The sequence below is a fragment of the Streptomyces sp. NPDC057010 genome (genome assembly GCF_042673805.1).
Taxonomy (GTDB): domain Bacteria; phylum Actinomycetota; class Actinomycetes; order Streptomycetales; family Streptomycetaceae; genus Streptomyces.
This window is the reverse complement of the sequence record NZ_JBHUSC010000046.1, coordinates 22349-39506: the sequence shown is the minus strand read 5'-3', so window position 1 is coordinate 39506 and position 17158 is coordinate 22349. Positions and strand designations below refer to the sequence as shown.

At 69.5% G+C, this 17158-nt stretch carries 19 protein-coding genes; 17 read left to right on the top strand and 2 right to left on the bottom strand.

All coding sequences use genetic code 11. The annotated features are described in order from the left end of the window. Window positions 1-52: 52 nt before the first annotated feature. On the top strand, window positions 53-652 hold the full coding sequence (locus ACFTXQ_RS28755; RefSeq protein ID WP_382645968.1) for a hypothetical protein: 600 nt from the start codon (window positions 53-55) through the stop codon (window positions 650-652). A 4-nt stretch (window positions 653-656) separates the two neighbouring features. Here ACFTXQ_RS28755 and ACFTXQ_RS28750 read toward each other — a convergent pair whose 3' ends face one another. Next, complete coding sequence (locus tag ACFTXQ_RS28750) at window positions 657-977, bottom strand: ferredoxin (RefSeq protein WP_382645965.1); 321 nt, start codon at window positions 975-977, stop codon at window positions 657-659. A 264-nt stretch (window positions 978-1241) separates the two neighbouring features. On the opposite strand from ACFTXQ_RS28750, the gene arc reads away from it, so the two are divergent. The 6 genes from arc (at window position 1242) to prcA (ending at window position 7406) form a co-directional block, all read left to right on the top strand. Further along, the gene (gene arc / locus ACFTXQ_RS28745) at window positions 1242-3008 is read left to right on the top strand and encodes a proteasome ATPase (protein WP_382645962.1); all 1767 of its coding nucleotides are present in this window, start codon (window positions 1242-1244) and stop codon (window positions 3006-3008) included. 266 nt (window positions 3009-3274) lie between these two features. Then, on the top strand, window positions 3275-4786 hold the full coding sequence (gene dop, locus ACFTXQ_RS28740; RefSeq protein ID WP_382645959.1) for a depupylase/deamidase Dop: 1512 nt from the start codon (window positions 3275-3277) through the stop codon (window positions 4784-4786). Window positions 4787-4960: 174 nt separating this feature from the next. Further along, on the top strand, window positions 4961-5173 hold the full coding sequence (locus tag ACFTXQ_RS28735) for a ubiquitin-like protein Pup (RefSeq protein WP_030294332.1): 213 nt from the start codon (window positions 4961-4963) through the stop codon (window positions 5171-5173). Window positions 5174-5210: 37 nt separating this feature from the next. After that, a complete protein-coding gene (locus tag ACFTXQ_RS28730) occupies window positions 5211-5810 on the top strand; it encodes an endonuclease VII domain-containing protein (protein ID WP_382645956.1) in 600 nt (199 codons plus the stop codon). Beyond that, complete coding sequence (prcB, locus tag ACFTXQ_RS28725) at window positions 5762-6601, top strand: proteasome subunit beta (protein WP_382645953.1); 840 nt, start codon at window positions 5762-5764, stop codon at window positions 6599-6601. The genes ACFTXQ_RS28730 and prcB overlap by 49 nt, the downstream gene beginning before the upstream one ends. 40 nt (window positions 6602-6641) lie before the next feature. After that, on the top strand, window positions 6642-7406 hold the full coding sequence (gene prcA, locus ACFTXQ_RS28720) for a proteasome subunit alpha (RefSeq protein WP_382645951.1): 765 nt from the start codon (window positions 6642-6644) through the stop codon (window positions 7404-7406). A gap of 64 nt (window positions 7407-7470) precedes the next feature. On the opposite strand, the gene ACFTXQ_RS28715 is transcribed toward prcA, so the two are convergent. After that, window positions 7471-8469 carry a LacI family DNA-binding transcriptional regulator gene (locus ACFTXQ_RS28715; protein WP_382645948.1) on the bottom strand — a complete coding sequence of 333 codons (999 nt, stop codon included), beginning with the start codon at window positions 8467-8469 and terminating at the stop codon, window positions 7471-7473. 135 nt (window positions 8470-8604) lie between these two features. On the opposite strand from ACFTXQ_RS28715, the gene ACFTXQ_RS28710 reads away from it, so the two are divergent. The 10 genes from ACFTXQ_RS28710 to tatC all read left to right on the top strand — a co-directional run bounded on the left by ACFTXQ_RS28710 (window position 8605) and on the right by tatC (window position 17014). Further along, window positions 8605-9879, top strand: coding sequence for an MFS transporter (locus tag ACFTXQ_RS28710; protein ID WP_382645945.1), 1275 nt, complete (start codon window positions 8605-8607; stop codon window positions 9877-9879). 104 nt (window positions 9880-9983) lie between these two features. Then, entirely contained in the window at window positions 9984-11345 is a 1362-nt protein-coding gene (gene pafA, locus ACFTXQ_RS28705; RefSeq protein ID WP_382645943.1) for a Pup--protein ligase, read from the top strand. Between the two features lie 129 nt (window positions 11346-11474). Further along, window positions 11475-12416 (top strand): FKBP-type peptidyl-prolyl cis-trans isomerase, encoded by a 942-nt coding sequence (locus ACFTXQ_RS28700; RefSeq protein ID WP_382645940.1) that lies wholly within the window; start codon window positions 11475-11477, stop codon window positions 12414-12416. Window positions 12417-12447: 31 nt separating this feature from the next. Further along, window positions 12448-12843 (top strand): FKBP-type peptidyl-prolyl cis-trans isomerase, encoded by a 396-nt coding sequence (locus tag ACFTXQ_RS28695; protein ID WP_382645937.1) that lies wholly within the window; start codon window positions 12448-12450, stop codon window positions 12841-12843. A gap of 123 nt (window positions 12844-12966) precedes the next feature. After that, the gene (locus ACFTXQ_RS28690) at window positions 12967-13923 is read left to right on the top strand and encodes a helix-turn-helix transcriptional regulator (RefSeq protein ID WP_382645934.1); all 957 of its coding nucleotides are present in this window, start codon (window positions 12967-12969) and stop codon (window positions 13921-13923) included. A 109-nt stretch (window positions 13924-14032) separates the two neighbouring features. Continuing rightward, window positions 14033-15001: a helix-turn-helix transcriptional regulator gene (locus ACFTXQ_RS28685; protein WP_382645931.1), complete on the top strand. Its 969-nt coding sequence runs from the start codon at window positions 14033-14035 to the stop codon at window positions 14999-15001. A gap of 15 nt (window positions 15002-15016) precedes the next feature. Beyond that, window positions 15017-15328, top strand: a complete 312-nt coding sequence (locus ACFTXQ_RS28680; protein ID WP_382645928.1) for a hypothetical protein — start codon at window positions 15017-15019, stop codon at window positions 15326-15328. Between the two features lie 26 nt (window positions 15329-15354). Beyond that, window positions 15355-15555, top strand: coding sequence for a hypothetical protein (locus ACFTXQ_RS28675; protein WP_382645925.1), 201 nt, complete (start codon window positions 15355-15357; stop codon window positions 15553-15555). Between the two features lie 149 nt (window positions 15556-15704). Beyond that, window positions 15705-16001 (top strand): Sec-independent protein translocase subunit TatA, encoded by a 297-nt coding sequence (gene tatA / locus ACFTXQ_RS28670; protein WP_382645922.1) that lies wholly within the window; start codon window positions 15705-15707, stop codon window positions 15999-16001. A 47-nt stretch (window positions 16002-16048) separates the two neighbouring features. Further along, a complete protein-coding gene (gene tatC, locus ACFTXQ_RS28665) occupies window positions 16049-17014 on the top strand; it encodes a twin-arginine translocase subunit TatC (protein WP_382645919.1) in 966 nt (321 codons plus the stop codon). Window positions 17015-17158 lie beyond the last annotated feature (144 nt).

Here is a 17158-nt window from a genome sequence, read left to right as displayed (position 1 = left end):
GGTGTGGCACGATGCTGGCTCCCCGTCACCCTTCGCACAGGAGACACCCCGCGTGCTGCACAGCCCCGCCGAGCTGACGCCGTCACTGGAAACCCTGGCGCACAACCGCACCAGGACCGTGCACTGGCTCGCCACGGCCACCGCCATGGCCGCCGTCATAGCGGCCGCGGGATTCGTCCAGCCGGCCACCGGCACCCCGGCGACCCCGGCGGACCCCTCCGGCGCGAACGGCCCCCGGGCCGCCGCTCCCGACGCCGCCGCGGTCACCTACCCCCTCGACTGCAAGGGCGCCCCGCAGGCCGTCACCGCCACCGCCCAGGGCGACCTCGACGGCGACGGCCGCCCCGAGACCGTGGCAGCCGTCCGCTGCGACGCCGGCTCCGGCACCCCGCCCCACGCGATCTACGTACTCACCCAAGACCGCGCGGAGGGCTCCCGCCCCCGCGTCGTCGCCACCCTGCTCGAAGCCGCCCGGCGACAGACCGCCACCGATCTCACCGTGCGCGACGGAATCGTCACCGCACGCCTCCTCGGCTACTCCTCACCCGCGGTCCCGCGCTACGAACCCGACGTGAAACAGCTCGCCAAGTGGCGCTGGAGCGGCGGAAAATTCCGCCAGGAGCTGACGGACTCGACCGCCGCGAGTGTTTGAACCGTCACTCCGCGTCCGGCCCGTACACCTCGACCCCGTCCGAAACGCGCCTTACGTGGATGCAGTCGCCCGGGCACTCCTTCGCCGAATCGACCACGTCCTGAAGCAGCGGCAGAGGAACCGGAGTGGTTGCCCCCGCCGCCTGGAGAAGCTCGTCGTCGGCGCTCTTCACGTACGCCAAACCGTCGATGTCCAGCTCGAACACCTCCGGCGCGTACTGCGCGCAGATGCCGTCCCCGGTGCAGAGGTCCTGATCGATCCAGACCTCGAGCGGCTCTCCAGCGTCGCTCGTGCCGGCTGTGGGAGCCTCCTGCTGCACGGTCATATCTCCTGCCGTTCCCTGCTCTGAGTGATCCATCCCGGTCACAACTCGAAGCAAGTCGCACGAGCCCTGGCGGGTGTTGAACAGTTCGACCTTACAACCGGCCGCTTTCCGATGTTGATGGGTGGGTATTTCCTTGGCACGAGGGAGTACGCAAGGGTGAAGATCGGACACACCTCTACCGTCTTTGTGATCTAGGGGTTTCAATCACCACCAGCCCAGGTAGGGTCAGGAAGCGTCCAGCTCCCCTTGGAGGAGGTGAGGACCGTGGCAGCCCACGACGACGACATCAACCGCGGCATCCGGCCCGGGCGAGGGTCTGAGGACCCCGCCGGCCAGGTTGCCTATCTCGAGCAGGAAATCGCCGTCCTGCGACGCAAGCTCGCCGACTCTCCGCGTCACACGAGGATTCTCGAAGAGCGGATCGTCGAGCTCCAGACAAATCTGGCAGGCGTCTCCGCGCAGAACGAACGACTGGCGAATACCCTCCGTGAGGCCCGCGACCAGATCGTGGCCCTCAAGGAAGAAGTCGACCGGCTCGCACAGCCGCCGGCCGGCTTCGGTGTCTTCCTTCAGGCGAACGAGGACGGCACCGTCGACATCTTCACCGGAGGCCGAAAGCTCCGCGTGAACGTCAGCCCCAGCGTCGACCCGGAAGACCTCCGGCGCGGCCAGGAGGTCATGCTCAACGAGGCCCTCAACGTGGTCGAGGCCATGGAATTCGAGCGGGCCGGGGACATCGTCACCCTCAAGGAGATCCTCGAGGACGGCGAGCGCGCCCTGGTGGTCGGGCACACCGACGAGGAAAGGGTGGTGAGGCTCGCCGAGCCGCTCCTGGACATCACCATCCGCCCCGGCGACGCCCTGCTGCTCGAACCCCGCTCCGGCTACGTCTACGAGGTCGTCCCCAAGAGCGAAGTCGAAGACCTCGTCCTCGAAGAGGTCCCCGACATCGACTACGACAAGATCGGCGGCCTGGGCGACCAGATCGAGCTGATCCGCGACGCGGTCGAGCTCCCGTACCTCTACCCCGACCTGTTCAAGGAACACGAACTGCGGCCCCCGAAGGGCATCCTGCTCTACGGCCCGCCCGGCTGCGGCAAGACGCTCATCGCCAAGGCCGTCGCCAACTCCCTTGCCAAGAAGGTCGCCGAGGTGACCGGACAGGCAGCCGGGAAGTCGTACTTCCTGAACATCAAGGGACCCGAGCTCCTCAACAAGTACGTCGGCGAGACCGAGCGGCACATCCGCCTCGTCTTCCAGCGTGCCCGCGAGAAGGCGAGCGAGGGCACCCCCGTCATCGTCTTCTTCGACGAGATGGAATCCCTCTTCCGCACCCGCGGATCCGGCGTCAGCTCGGACGTGGAGAACACCATCGTCCCCCAGCTGCTCGCCGAGATCGACGGTGTGGAAGGCCTGGAGAACGTCATCGTCATCGGCGCCTCCAACCGCGAGGACATGATCGACCCGGCCATCCTGCGCCCCGGCCGACTCGACGTGAAGATCAAGATCGAGCGCCCGGACGCCGAGGCGGCGAAGGACATCTTCGCCAAGTACCTCAAGGCCTCGCTGCCCCTGCACACGGACGACCTGTCCGAACACCAGGGCTCCACGGCCGGCACCGTCCACAGCATGATCCAGACCGTCGTCGAGCAGATGTACGCCGAAACCGAGGAGAACCGCTTCCTCGAGGTCACGTACGCCAACGGCGACAAGGAAGTCCTCTACTTCAAGGACTTCAACTCGGGCGCGATGATCCAGAACATCGTGGACCGTGCGAAGAAGATGGCCATCAAGGCCTTCCTCGAGCACAACCAGAAGGGCCTTCGGGTCTCCCACCTCCTCCAGGCGTGCGTGGACGAGTTCAAGGAGAACGAGGACCTGCCCAACACCACCAACCCGGACGACTGGGCCCGGATCTCCGGAAAGAAGGGCGAGCGGATCGTATTCATCCGCACCCTCGTCACCGGAAAGCAAGGCGCGGACACCGGACGCTCCATCGACACGGTGGCAAACACCGGTCAGTACCTCTGACCAAGCGGAGCGGCTGCGGATGCCCTCCAAGGGCATCCGCAGCCGACTGCTTTACCGGCCGCTTTTCGGCCGATGACGAGGCAAATTCAATGACGGAAATGATCTCCCCACGAGCGCGAAGTGGTTCTAGGCTCTTCCGTACCGCCGCCGGACGCGCAGTGCGGGGACGGGCACCGCACAGGAACAGGCACAGGCACGCGCACCGGAGCACCAGCGGTACTTGAGCGCCGCTCCCGAAGGGAGCGCCGCCGGGCAAGGAGGGCCGCATGACCGTACGGCGAGTAATGGGGATCGAAACGGAGTACGGGATCTCCGTTCCGGGGCACCCGAACGCCAATGCCATGCTCACCTCGTCCCAGATCGTCAACGCCTACGCGGCGGCGATGCACCGGGCGCGACGCGCCCGCTGGGACTTCGAGGAGGAGAATCCGCTGCGGGACGCCCGCGGCTTCGACCTCGCCCGCGAGGCCGCCGACAACAGCCAGCTCACCGACGAGGACATCGGCCTCGCCAACGTCATCCTCACGAACGGCGCACGGCTCTACGTCGACCACGCACACCCCGAGTACAGCTCGCCGGAGATCACCAATCCGCTCGACGCCGTGCTCTGGGACAAGGCCGGCGAGCGGATCATGGCCGAGGCGGCCGTCAGGGCGGCCCAGCTCCCCGGCGCCCAGCCGATCCACCTCTACAAGAACAACACCGACAACAAGGGCGCCTCCTACGGCACGCACGAGAACTACCTGATGAAGCGGGAGACCCCCTTCTCGGAGATCGTGCGCCACCTGACCCCCTTCTTCGTCTCCCGCCAGGTCGTCACCGGCGCGGGGCGCGTGGGCATCGGCCAGGACGGCCGCGAGCACGGCTTCCAGATCAGCCAGCGCGCGGACTACTTCGAGGTCGAGGTCGGCCTGGAGACCACCCTGAAGCGGCCCATCATCAACACCCGGGACGAGCCGCACTCGGACGCCGAGAAGTACCGCCGCCTGCACGTGATCATCGGCGACGCGAACCTGTCCGAGATCTCCACCTACCTCAAGCTCGGCACCACGTCGCTGGTCCTCGGCATGATCGAGGACGGGTTCATCACCGTCGACCTGGCCGTCGACCAGCCGGTGCGCACCCTCCACCAGGTCTCCCACGACCCCGACCTGCAACACCTGATCACGCTGCGGAGCGGGCGCACGCTGACCGCCGTACAACTCCAGATGGAGTACTTCGAGCTGGCCAGGAAGTACGTGGAGGAGCGTTTCGGTTCCGACGCGGACGAGCAGACCAAGGACGTGCTGGCCCGCTGGGAGGACGTGCTGGGCCGGCTGGAGAGCGACCCCATGAGCCTGTCGGGGGAGCTGGACTGGATCGCCAAGCGGGAGATCCTGGAGGGCTACCGGCGCCGCGACGGGCTGGGCTGGGACGCGGCGCGGCTGCACCTGGTGGACCTCCAGTACTCGGACGTACGGCCCGAGAAGGGCCTCTACAACCGCCTGGTGGCCCGCGGCAAGATGAAGCGGCTGGTGGAGGAGCCGGCGGTGGAACGGGCGGCGAGCAAGCCGCCGGAGGACACCCGGGCGTACTTCCGGGGCCGGTGCCTGGAGCAGTACGCGGACGACGTCGCCGCGGCCTCCTGGGACTCGGTGATCTTCGACCTCCCGGGCCGCGACTCCCTCCAGCGGGTCCCGACGCTGGAACCCCTCCGGGGGACCCGGAACCACGTCAAGGAGCTCCTGGACCGCTGCCGCACGGCGGAGGACCTGGTGCGGGTGCTTTCGGGCCAGTGAGGGGGCCTGAAAGTCCTCCGGTCCGGGAATCATGAAATCAGCCGGACGTTACGAAAGTGCGGGGACGAATGTCGGACCCTCCTTGTAGGGTCCGACGTAGGGTCTGATCTTGAGAGATCCCGAATCCCGGGGTCTCTCGACATGAGCGTGCGAACCGAGCGGGGTGAGGTAGACATGGCGACCAAGGACACCGGCGGCGGACAGCAGAAGGCGCAGCGCTCGACCGAGGAGGTCGAGGAGGCGGCGGTCGAGGAATCGACCGACCTCAAGGAGCGCCAGGAGAAGCTCTCTGACGACGTCGACTCGGTACTTGACGAGATTGACGATGTACTCGAGGAAAATGCCGAGGATTTCGTTCGGAGTTTCGTACAAAAAGGCGGCGAATAGCCTTCGAATCTAAGGTAAATCCGCCAGTGTTGGCTCCATGTCCAATGGAACCAAGTGGTGTCGCGGCTGCAGCCGCGACGTGCCTCTGAGCGGCTTTGCTTCGGATCGGAATCGTGGCGACGGCCTTCAGCCGAGGTGCCGGGAGTGCGTGGCGGCTTACGGCGCCGAGCACTACCGGCGCCGCCAGGCTGCCAGAGGCAAGGTCGTCAAGGAGAAAGTGGATGTGCCGTCCGGCCACAAGCTGTGTCGACAGTGTGGCGAGGTCAAGCCCCACAGTGAGTGGCACAAGAACGCGACAGCATCTGACGGCCTGTCCACTCGGTGCAAGGCATGTCGGGCGATCCAAGGCCGGGCGGGACACTTGAAGCGTTCGTACGGCATCACCGAGGCTCAGCGCGACGAGATGATCGCTTCCCAAGGTGGAGTCTGCGTGATCTGCCTACAGGCTCCGGCGGAGCATGTTGATCACGATCATCAGACGGGTAGGGTCCGAGGCGTACTGTGCTTCAGCTGCAATGCAGCCTTGGGGCAGTTCAAGGATCGGCCGGACGTCATACGGCGTGCAGCCGCTTACGTGGAAGGAAACCTGTGGAACCCAACACTCGTAGCACAGGGCGTCTACCGGCAGCCTTCCTGACGCCGGGGTCGTCGTCCTTCGTGGACTTCCTGGGCGCGCACGCGCCCGAGATGCTGCCGGGGAACCGGAAGCTGCCCGAGGGGATCGTCGAGGCGCCGCACGGGACGACCATCGTCGCCGCCACCTTCCCCGGAGGGGTCGTGCTCGCCGGTGACCGGCGGGCGACCATGGGGAACATGATCGCGCAGCGGGACATCGAGAAGGTGTTCCCGGCCGACGAGTACTCCGCGGTCGGCATCGCCGGTACGGCCGGCCTGGCCGTGGAGATGGTGAAGCTGTTCCAGCTGGAGCTGGAACACTTCGAGAAGGTGGAGGGGACCACCCTCAGCCTGGAGGGCAAGGCCAACCGGCTCTCCACCATGATCCGCAGCAATCTGGGCATGGCGATGCAGGGGCTGGCCGTCGTACCGCTCTTCGCCGGGTACGACGAGGCCAAGGAGAAGGGCCGGATCTTCTCGTACGACGTGACCGGCGGCCGCTCCGAGGAGCACGGTTACGCCGCCACCGGGTCCGGCTCGATCTTTGCCCGCGGTTCGATGAAGAAGCTGTTCCGGCCCGACCTGACGGAGGAGCAGGCCACCACGCTGGTCGTGCAGGCGCTGTACGACGCCGCCGACGACGACTCGGCGACCGGCGGTCCGGACCTGTACCGCCACATCTACCCCATCGTCACCGTCATCACCGACGAGGGCTTCCGCAGGCTGACCGAGGACGAGTCGCAGGCGCTCGCCCGCACGGTGACGGACCGCCGGCTCCAGGAGCCCGACGGGCCGCGCGCCGCCCTGCTCTGACCAGTCCTCTCGTCGCCCAGAAGAAAGGGACGGACAACCGGTGTCGACTCCGTTCTATGTGTCACCCCAGCAGGCCATGGCCGACCGGGCGGAATACGCCCGGAAGGGCATCGCCCGCGGTCGCAGCCTTGTCGTGCTGCAGTACGCCGACGGCATCGTGTTCGTCGGCGAGAACCCGTCCCGCGCGCTGCACAAGTTCAGCGAGATCTACGACCGGATCGGCTTCGCGGCCGCCGGCAAGTACAACGAGTACGAGAACCTGCGGATCGGTGGCGTGCGGTATGCCGATCTGCGCGGATACACCTACGACCGTGACGATGTGACGGCCCGTGGGCTGGCGAACGTGTACGCGCAGACCCTCGGCACCATCTTTTCGAGTGCGGGCGAGAAGCCGTACGAGGTGGAGCTGGTCGTCGCCGAGGTCGGGGCGACGGCTGCCGGGGACCAGATCTACCGGCTTCCGCACGACGGGTCGATCGTGGACGAGCACGGCTCGGTCGCGGTCGGCGGTAATGCCGAGCAGATCAGCACCTTCCTGGATCAGCGTCATCAGGACGGGATGACCCTGCCGGACGCGCTGAAGCTGGCGGTGCAGGCGCTGTCGAGCCAGGCGAACGGTGCGGACAAGGCGATCCCGGCCGAGCGGCTGGAGGTGGCGGTGCTGGACCGGACGCGGTCGCAGCAGCGGAAGTTCAAGCGGATCCGCGGCCGGCAGCTGGCGCGGCTGCTGGAGGCGGAGGTTCCGGCTGCGGCCCAGGCGGATGCCGTGTCGAACGACGAGGCGCCGGAGGACGACGCCGAGTAGGACCTCGCAGGTGCCGGAGCCCCGGTTCGCCGCTGAAGCGCGGCGGGCCGGGGCTTTCGTGTGCTCAGGCGGCCGGGGCGGGGCCCGTGGAGTCGCGGACGACGAGGCGGACGGGGATGTCCGGGGCGGTCCAGGTGGCGCCGTCGAGCACGGCGAGGAGGGCGGTCATGCCCTGCTCGCCGACGCGTTCGGCGGGGAGCCGGACGGTGGTGAGCTCGGGTTCGACGGCGGTGGCGAGGGCGAGGTCGTCGAAGCCGGTGACGGAGAGGTCGTCGGGGACGCGCAGGCCGAGGCGGCGGGCGGCCTTGCAGGCGCCGGCGGCGAGGATGTCGTCGTCGCAGACGATGGCGGTGGGGTGGGCTCCGGGGGCCGCGAGGGCGGTTTCCATGGCAGTTCGGGCGCCGTCCACGCTGAGGGGGGCCCGTACGGTGCGGAGCTCGGTTTCGGGTCCCAGGAGGGCGGCCAGGGCCCGGGCTCGGACCTCGAAGGTCCAGGAGTCGACGGCGGAGGCGAGGTGGAGGAAGCGCCGGTGGCCGAGGCCCAGGAGGTGTTCGGTGACCTGGCGCATGCCGTCGGCCATGGCGAGGTTGACGTGGGCGGCGGCGGTGCCGGCGGTGGGGTCGCTGTCGAGCATGACGAGGGGGAGGTCGGCGCCGCCGATGGCGTGCAGGGCGTCGGCGGCCATGGAGGAGGCGATGACTCCGTCGAGGGCGGCGCGGGCGGAGGCGAAGGGGTCGCGGGCGGGTCCGGTGCCGTCGGGGGAGGGGTAGAGGACGACGCCGAAGCCGTGTTCGGCGGCGATGCGGGCGGCGCCGGTGTAGACGCGGGCGAAGAACTCGTTGGTGAGGGCGGGGACGACGAGGAGGGCGGTGCGGGTGGAGCCGAGGCGGAGGTTCCGGGCGGCGAGGTTGGGCCGGTAGCCGAGCCGGGCGGCCGCTTCGCGGACGAGGCCGGCGGTGCGTTCGGAGACGCGGCCGCGCCACTTGTCGCCGAGGACGAGGGAGACGGTGGCCTGGGAGACCCCGGCGGCCGTGGCCACGTCCCGGCTGGTGGGTCTCGTCACACGGGGCTCCTGAAGTGCGAGGTCGTCGGGGTGGGTGCGGTCGGTGGGGTGGACCCCCGACCTGCGGCCATGGTACGTATGACCCGTCACGTTATACGTATTACCCCGGTGCGATCCGGGCAGGAGGGGGCGGACATGGCCGCGGGTTACGCGGAGCTGCTCAGGACCCGGCATGCCGCGAGGCTGCTGGTGGGCACGCTCATAGGCCGGCTGCCCAACGGCACGGCGCCGATCGCGATCGTGCTGTTCACGCGGGCCGAGGGCGGCAGCTACAGCCTCGCGGGGGCCCTGGCCGCCGCGTACGGGGTGGCCAACGCGGTGGGGCAGCCGCTGCTGGGCCGCGCCGTGGACCTGTACGGGCAGTTCCGGGTCCAGCTGCCGGCCGCGGTGGTCTCGGCGCTCGGGATGGTGTGGCTGGCCCTGGCGGGTACCGGGTCGGCGGCGGCCGCGTACGCCGCGGTGGTCGTCGCGGGGCTGTTCACGCCGCCGCTGGAGGGCGGGCTGCGGGCGCTGTGGCCGAGCGTGCTGGGCGGCAAGGAGGAGCGGGTGCACGCCGCGTACGCGATGGACGCGGTGGCCCAGGAGGTCATGTTCACCGTCGGCCCGCTGCTGGTGACGCTGTTCGTGGCGCTGTGGTCCCCGGCCGGTGCGCTGCTGGCGCTCAATGCGATCGGGGTGCTGGGGGCGCTGTCGGTCGTGGTCTGCGAGCCGTCGCGGCGGTGGCGTTCGGAGCCGCGGGAGGCGCACTGGCTGGGCGCGCTGCGCTCGCGGGGGCTGCTGGCGCTGCTCGGGGCGTTCTTCTTCGTGGGGACGGCTCTGGGGTCGATCACCGTGGCGGGTGTGGCGTACGCCGATGACCACGGTGGCCAGGCGGTGTACGGCTGGCTGATGGCGGCTCTGGGGCTCGGGGCGCTGATCGGCGGGGTGGCGTACGGGGCGCGGCAGTGGACCGGTGCCGCGGAGCGGCGGCTGCGGGTGCTGGTGGCGCTGCTGGCGGTGTGCTACCTGCCGCTGATGCTGACGCCGGACCCGGTGGCGATGGTGGCGCTGACGGCGCTCGCGGGCGTGTTCCTGGCGCCGGCCATCGCGTGCGCGTTCATCGTCGTGGACCGGCACGCGCCGGCGGGGACGGTGACGGAGGCGTTCTCGTGGCTGGTGACCTTCTTCGGGGTGGGTGCCGCGATCGGTACGGCGGTGGCGGGTCCGGCGGTGGAGCTGGGCGGTACGGCGGTGGGCTTCGGGGTGGCGGGCGCTGCCGGGGCGGCGGCCCTGCTGGTGCTGACGGCGACTCAGCGGGTGCTGGCAACTCCGGGCCGGAGCCGGGCGGTGGCGGGTTCGGCGGACGGGGTGTCAGGGGCCGTGCCGGAGGGGTCGTCCGAGGTGGGGTCCGAGGTGCCCTCGGCGGGCTGATCGGCGGGTCCGTACGGGGGCCGGTCCGGTGCGGTTCGCCAAACTGATCGAAACGTCGTCTCGAACCCGGTTTCAGAAGGGGGCAGAAGGCGTAATGTTCAGTCATGGACCGCCGCATTTTCGGGCTGGAGAACGAGTACGGCGTCACGTGCACGTTCAGGGGACAGCGCCGACTGTCTCCTGACGAAGTGGCGCGCTACCTCTTCCGCCGTGTTGTGTCATGGGGCCGCAGCAGCAATGTCTTCCTGCGGAACGGCGCCCGCCTGTACCTCGACGTGGGTTCGCATCCGGAATATGCAACTCCCGAATGCGACAACGTGACCGAACTGGTCACGCACGACAAAGCAGGCGAGCGCATTCTCGAAGGACTGCTCGTCGACGCCGAACGCCGCCTGCACGAGGAGGGAATCGCGGGCGACGTCTACCTCTTCAAGAACAACACCGACTCGGCGGGCAACTCGTACGGCTGCCACGAGAACTACCTGGTGGCCCGGCACGGGGAATTCTCCCGCCTGGCGGACATTCTCATTCCGTTCCTCGTCACGCGGCAGCTGATCTGCGGGGCGGGCAAGGTGCTCCAGACCCCCCGGGGCGCGGTCTACTGCGTGAGCCAGCGGGCCGAGCACATCTGGGAGGGCGTCAGCTCCGCCACGACGCGCTCGCGCCCGATCATCAACACGCGGGACGAGCCGCACGCGGACGCGGAGCGCTACCGGCGCCTGCACGTGATCGTCGGCGACTCGAACATGTCCGAGACGACCATGCTGCTCAAGGTCGGGGCCACCGACCTGGTGCTGCGCATGATCGAGGCGGGCACGGTGATGCGGGACCTGACGCTGGAGAACCCGATCCGGGCGATCCGCGAGGTCAGCCACGACATCACGGGTCAGCGCAAGGTGCGCCTGGCGAGCGGGCGGGAGGCCTCGGCGCTGGAGATCCAGCGGGAGTACTACGACAAGGCGGTGGACTTCGCCGAGCGCCGGGGCATCCGTACCGGTGTCGTGGACCAGGTGCTGGAGCTGTGGGGCCGGACCCTCGACGCGATCGAGGAGGAGGACCTGGACCGGATCGCGACGGAGATCGACTGGGTCATCAAGTACCAGCTGATCGAGCGGTACCGGGGCAAGCACAACATGACCATGTCGAATCCGCGGGTGGCTCAGATAGACCTCGCCTACCACGACATCCACCGCCGGCGCGGGCTGTACTACCTGCTGGAGCGCAAGGGGCAGGCGGCGCGGATCTGCAACGACCTCAAGATCTTCGAGGGCAAGTCGGTGCCCCCGCAGACGACGAGGGCGCGGCTGCGCGGCGACTTCATCCGGCGGGCCCAGGAGCAGCGGCGGGACTTCACGGTGGACTGGGTGCACCTGAAGCTCAATGACCAGGCGCAGCGGACGGTGCTGTGCAAGGACCCGTTCCGGTCGGTGGACGACCGGGTGGAGAAGCTGATCGCCGGTATGTAGCCCGCACATCAGTGCCGGGTGTGACATCGCACCGTTCTTCGGCCAGGGCCCCGTACGTATCTCGTACGGGGCCCTGCGCACGGCTTAGAGTGGCGACGACCGCCTTGCCGTCTGAGATCTGAGGAACACGTGCGCCGACTTGCAGGCCTGCTTGTCGTACCCCTTCTGCTGCTGACGACAGCAGCGTGTGGCGACGACAGCGGCTCCGACTCCGCCCAGATGAAGAACGGGGTGCCCGCGATCACCAAGGGCGCCAAGTTCGGGGAGACGCCCACCCTGTCGAAGGGGAAGGGCACGCCGCCCAAGGAACTGAAGGTGGAGACCATCAGCGAGGGCTCCGGCCCGGCGCTGAAGAAGGGCGACATCGCCCAGGTCAACTACCTCGGCCAGGTGTGGGACGGCAAGGCGCCGTTCGACCAGAGCTTCGGCAAGGGCAAGCCGTTCGACGTCACCATCGGTGCGGGCGCGGTCATCAAGGGCTGGGACCAGGGCCTGGAGGGTCAGAAGGAGGGCAGTCGGGTCGAGCTCGTGATCCCGCCGGCCCTCGGCTACGGCGAGCAGGGCTCGGGCGACAAGATCAAGCCGAACGCCACGCTGGTCTTCGTCGTGGACATCGTCAAGGCCACCTCCGTCCCGGCCTCGGCCACGGGCAAGGAGGTCGCGCAGGACAACAAGGACCTGCCCAAGGTCGGCACGAACACGGACGGCAAGGAAGTCTCCGTGACCGTCCCGAAGGACACCGCCGAGCCCACCAAGCTGGTCTCGAACTACGTCCTGGAGGGCGACGGCGCGCCGGTGAAGGACACCGACAACGTCGTGGTCAAGTTCAACGGCAAGACCTGGAAGGACGACAAGACCTTCGAGAGCACCTACACCACCGACACCACGGTCACGTGGCCGATGGAGCAGCTCTCGGTCAAGGGCCTGAAGGAGGGCCTGATCGGCAAGAAGGTCGGCAGCCGCATTCTGCTGGTCATCCCGCCGGACCAGGGCTTCGGTGACAAGGAGCAGGGGACCATCCCGGCCAAGTCGACGCTGGTGTTCAGCCTCGACATCCTCGCCGTGGTGTAAGACTGTCCCGGTTGTCCCCCAGTTCGTACGTATGAGGAGCAGTTCCGTGAGCGACAAGCTCGAGAAGCCCGAGATCGACTTCCCCGAGGGCCCGGTCCCCACCGACCTGGTCAAGGAGGACCTCTGGCTGGGCGACGGCGCCGAGGCCAAGGCCGGTGACTACGTCAAGGTCCACTACGTGGGTGTGGCCTTCTCCACCGGCGAGGAGTTCGACGCCTCCTGGAACCGCGGCAACCCGCTGGAGTTCCAGCTCGGTGCCGGCCAGGTCATTTCCGGCTGGGACCAGGGCATCCAGGGCATGAAGGTGGGTGGCCGTCGCAAGCTGACGATCCCCGCGCACCTCGCCTACGGTGACCGTGGCGCGGGCGGCGGTCTGATCGCCCCGGGCGAGACGCTGATCTTCGTCTGCGACCTGATCGCGGTCTGATCACCCGGACGCGTGAGCAGTGGGCCCCCGCCGTGAGGCGGGGGCCCTCGCTTTTGTCAGGGCGCGCCGGGGCGGTACGGTCAACGGTCACGAGTCTGTGTCGAGAGCGGGGGAACGGCGTCGATGGCGATTGCCAAGGCCGAGCGGCTGATGAATTTGGCGCTGTGTCTGCTGGGGACCCGCCGGCCGCTCAGCAAGCGGGAGTTGCGCGGTTCCATCGAGGCGTACCTGGAAGCCGGCAACGACGAGTCCTTCAACCGGATGTTCGAGCGGGACAAGGACGACCTGCGGGAACTCGGCCTGGTGATCGAGACGGTGGAGAACCTGGAGGGCGAGACCGGCTACCTGGCCCGCCGGGACAGCAACCGGCTGCCGCCCGTCTCCCTGGACGCCGAGGAGGCCGCCGCCCTGGGGCTGGCGGCCAAGGTCTGGCAGCAGGCGCGCCTCGCGGGCGCGGCCAGCGGCGCCCTGCAGAAGCTGCGGGCGGGCGGGATGCCCGAGGCGGAGGACCCGTACGAGGGCCAGCACAGTGCCATCGAGCCGCGCATCCCGGTCCACGAGGCGGCCTTCGAGCCGCTGATGCTGGCCTGCCGGGACCGGCGGCCGGTGGTGTTCGACTACCGCAAGTCCACGGCCGCCCGGCCCGAGACCCGGCAGGTGGAGCCCTGGGCGCTGGAGTGCTGGCGCGGCCACTGGTACCTGGCCGGCTTCGACCGCGACCGCGGGGCGGAGCGGGTGTTCCGGCTCTCCCGGATCACCGGGAAGGTCCGCTCCCGTGCCGCGAAGTACACCGCAGAGGTGCCCGACGTGGTGACCGTACGGGAGACCGTGGCGAGCTGGGCCGGGGAGAGCGCGGAGCGTTCGGCGCGGATCCGGCTGCGGGCCGGGTCGGGCTACCCGCTGCGGGCCAAGGCCACCGCGGTGCGCGAGGGCGGGGACGGCTGGGACGAGCTGGAGATCCCGTACGGGCACGGCCTGGACGCCTGGCTGGTGGAGTTCGGCCCGGACGTCGTGGTGGTGGAGCCCGCCGACCTGCGGGCCGACGTGATCGACCGGCTGCGCGCCGTCGCCGCGGGCTGACGGGGCCCGCGAGGGCGCCACGGGGGCTCCGCGGGAGCCCCGGCGGGATCGGACGGATTCCGCGACCGCACCATCCGAAAAGCACGCCCTGAGGGGGAGACGTACGAGCATGGCCGCCAACGCCATCGATCAGACGCGCCGGATGCTGTCCCTGGTGACGTACCTGCGCGAGCGCCCGGGCGCGCACGTCGCCGACGTCGCGCGGGCCTTCGGGATCACCGAGGACGAGCTGATCTCGGACCTCGACGTGCTCCCCATGTGCGGGACCAGCTTCCGCGGCGGGGACCTGCTCGACATCGACACCGACGGGGAGCGGATCTGGTGGCGCAACCCCGACGCCTCGGGGGAGTCCACCGCCGAGCCGCTGCGGCTGGCCGCCGACGAGGCGACCGCGCTGCTGGTCGCCGCCCGCGCGGTGGCCACCCTGCCCGGGCTGCGCGAGGGCGACCGCGACGCGCTGCTGCGGGCCACCGCCAAGCTGGAGGCCGCGGCGGGCGAGGCCGCCGGGGCCAGCTCCCGGCTGTCGGTGACCTTCGAGTCCGAGGGCGGGGTCTTCGCCGACGTCGACCGGGCCATCGCCGAGCGCCGGCGGCTGTGGCTGCGCTACTACTCGCCCGCGCGCGACGAGCTCACCGAGCGCAAGGTCGATCCGATCCGGCTCTTCGCGGTGGGGCACACGTACATGGAGGGGTGGTGCCACCTCTCCGAGGCGCGCCGCACCTTCCGCCTGGACCGGGTGGCCGAGATCCGACTGCTCGACGAGCGGGCCGAACCGCCCGCCATCGAGCCGCGCGACCTGTCCGAGGGCCTGGTCCAGCCGGCCGCCGAGGACCCGGAGGTCGTGGTCGAGGTGGGGCCCGGCGGGCGCTGGGTCGCCGAGTACTACCCGCACGACAGCGCCGAGGAGCTCGACGGGGGCGGCCTGCGGATCACACTGCGCAGCCCCGACCCGGCCTCGCTGCGCCGGCTCGCGCTGCGGCTGGGCCGCGAGGGGCGGATCGTGGCCCCCGGAGAATTGGCGGAAAGTGCGCGGAGCGCCGCTCGAGAGGCACTCGCGGGGTACGGGGAACAGGTCTAGAGGGAGCGGGGAGCGATGTCTCGACCATCTGGGCCCGGGCCGGGGCAGGCCTCCGGCTCACGGGGGCCGGCCGCGGGTGCCGCAGGGGCCGCCGGTGCGGCGGGCAGTGCGGCCGGGCCGGTCAGCTTCAAGGCGTCCTGCCCCGACTGCCGCGCCCGCTTCGAACTGGCCGCGGGAGCCCTGAGACTGGCGATCGGGGGCAGTCGGCGGACCACCTTCTACTCCTTCACCTGTCCCGAGTGCGGCGCGGCCGTCCGCAAACCCGCCGGTGAACGCATCGTGGAACTGCTGACCGGCGGAGGCGTGAGCACCCTGCGCAGCGTGTGAGCGGGCCGGTGGCCTAGGCTCGTCCCATGCTGTGGCCGATGCTCGCAATTGCCCTGGGCTTCCTGGGGGTCGCCGTCCTCGCCGTGCTGGCCGTACGGGTCTACGTGGAGGTCCACCGGCTCTCCCGGCAGGTCGCGCAGGCCGGCCGCCGGATCTCGGACGCGTCGGTGGACCTGGAGCGGGCGGCCACCGACCTGGCCCGCGCGGGCCGTGGCCTGCGGCCCTAGCCGGGTCCGGCGCAATCGGAGGTACCCCGGGGGATTGCCGGGCGTTTACCCCCGGGGGTTACGATCCTTGCCTGAGCGGTTACCGGATCTCCGTCCGAACCGCCCAGAGCGACCACAACCAGCCTGCTTCGGTGAGAAGGAAGACACACATGATCGGCAATCTGAAGCCCCTCGAGATCCTTCTGATCATCGCTGTCATCGTGCTGCTCTTCGGTGCCAAGAAGCTTCCCGAGATGGCGCGTTCGCTCGGCAAGTCGGCCCGCATCCTCAAGAGCGAGGCCAAGGCCATGAAGAAGGACGGCGAGAACGAGGACGCGGCCGCCGCGGCCCCCGTCGCCGACCAGGCCCCGCAGCAGCCCGTCGCCCCGCGCACCATCCAGGCCGCGCCCGGTGACGTCACCAGCTCCCGGCCCGTCAACGAGCCGAACCGCACCACCCAGGGCTGACACCAGCCCGACGCGCCAGTCATCTGCAACGAGACAAGGGACGTGGGTTGCTCAAGTCTGCCCGCAAGCAGGAGAAAAAAGGACGACAGGCAAAGGACGCCGAAGGGCGGATGCCTCTCGTCGAGCACCTGCGTGAGCTGAGAAACCGTCTGCTGAAGTCGGTCCTGGCGATCATCGTGATCACGATCATCGCGGCGTTCTTCTACCGGGAGATCATCAACTTCCTGCTGAAGCCGATCCTGGACTCCGTCGGCTGTACGGGCGGCGTGGTGACCCAGCGCAACGGCCACCCCTGCGCCGACATGACCGTGAACGGCCTGATCTCGGCGTTCTCGATCTCCCTCAAGGTCTCGCTGATGGCCGGCGCCGTGCTGTCCGCGCCGGTGTGGCTGTACCAGCTGTGGGCGTTCGCCGCCCCCGGCCTGCACAGCCACGAGAAGAAGTACGCGATGAGCTTCGTCGCGGTCGGCGCGCCGCTGTTCGGCGCCGGCGCGGTGCTCGCGTACAAGATCCTCCCGCAGACCGCGACGATCCTGCTCGACTTCACGCCCGACAACGCGCGCAACCTGCTCCCGGTCGACGACTACCTCGACCTCGTCGCGCGCATGGTGGTCGTCTTCGGCCTGGCCTTCGAGCTGCCGCTGCTGCTGATCCTCCTCAACTTCACCGGGGTGCTCACCGCGAAGCGGCTGGCGAGCTGGTGGCGGGCCATGGTCCTCGGCATCACGATCTTCTCCGCGTTCGCGACGCCCACCGGTGACCCGCTCACCATGCTGTCGCTGGCCGCCCCGATCGTGGCGCTGTACTTCATCGCGCTCGGCATCTGCCTGATCAACGACCGCAGGCGCAAGCGCAACAACCCCGACGCGGACCTCGACGACGACGAAGCCGCCGAGCTGGACCTCACCCCGGCGCCGATCGGCGAGATGGAAGCGGTCCCCGCTCCCGCCGCGCTGCCCGGGCAGGCCGACGGCGGCCGAGGCCGGATCAACGGCTACGACGACGCGACCTGACGCACACCGCTCGGGAAGCGGCCGGGACGCGCACGCCGCGCGACCGGCCGCTTCCGCGTTGCGGCCGCCGCCGTGGCCGGGCCCGCGCGGTCCGTATAAATGATCGCGACTGTTGTCAGAGGCGGCGGGTAGGCTCGACAGCAA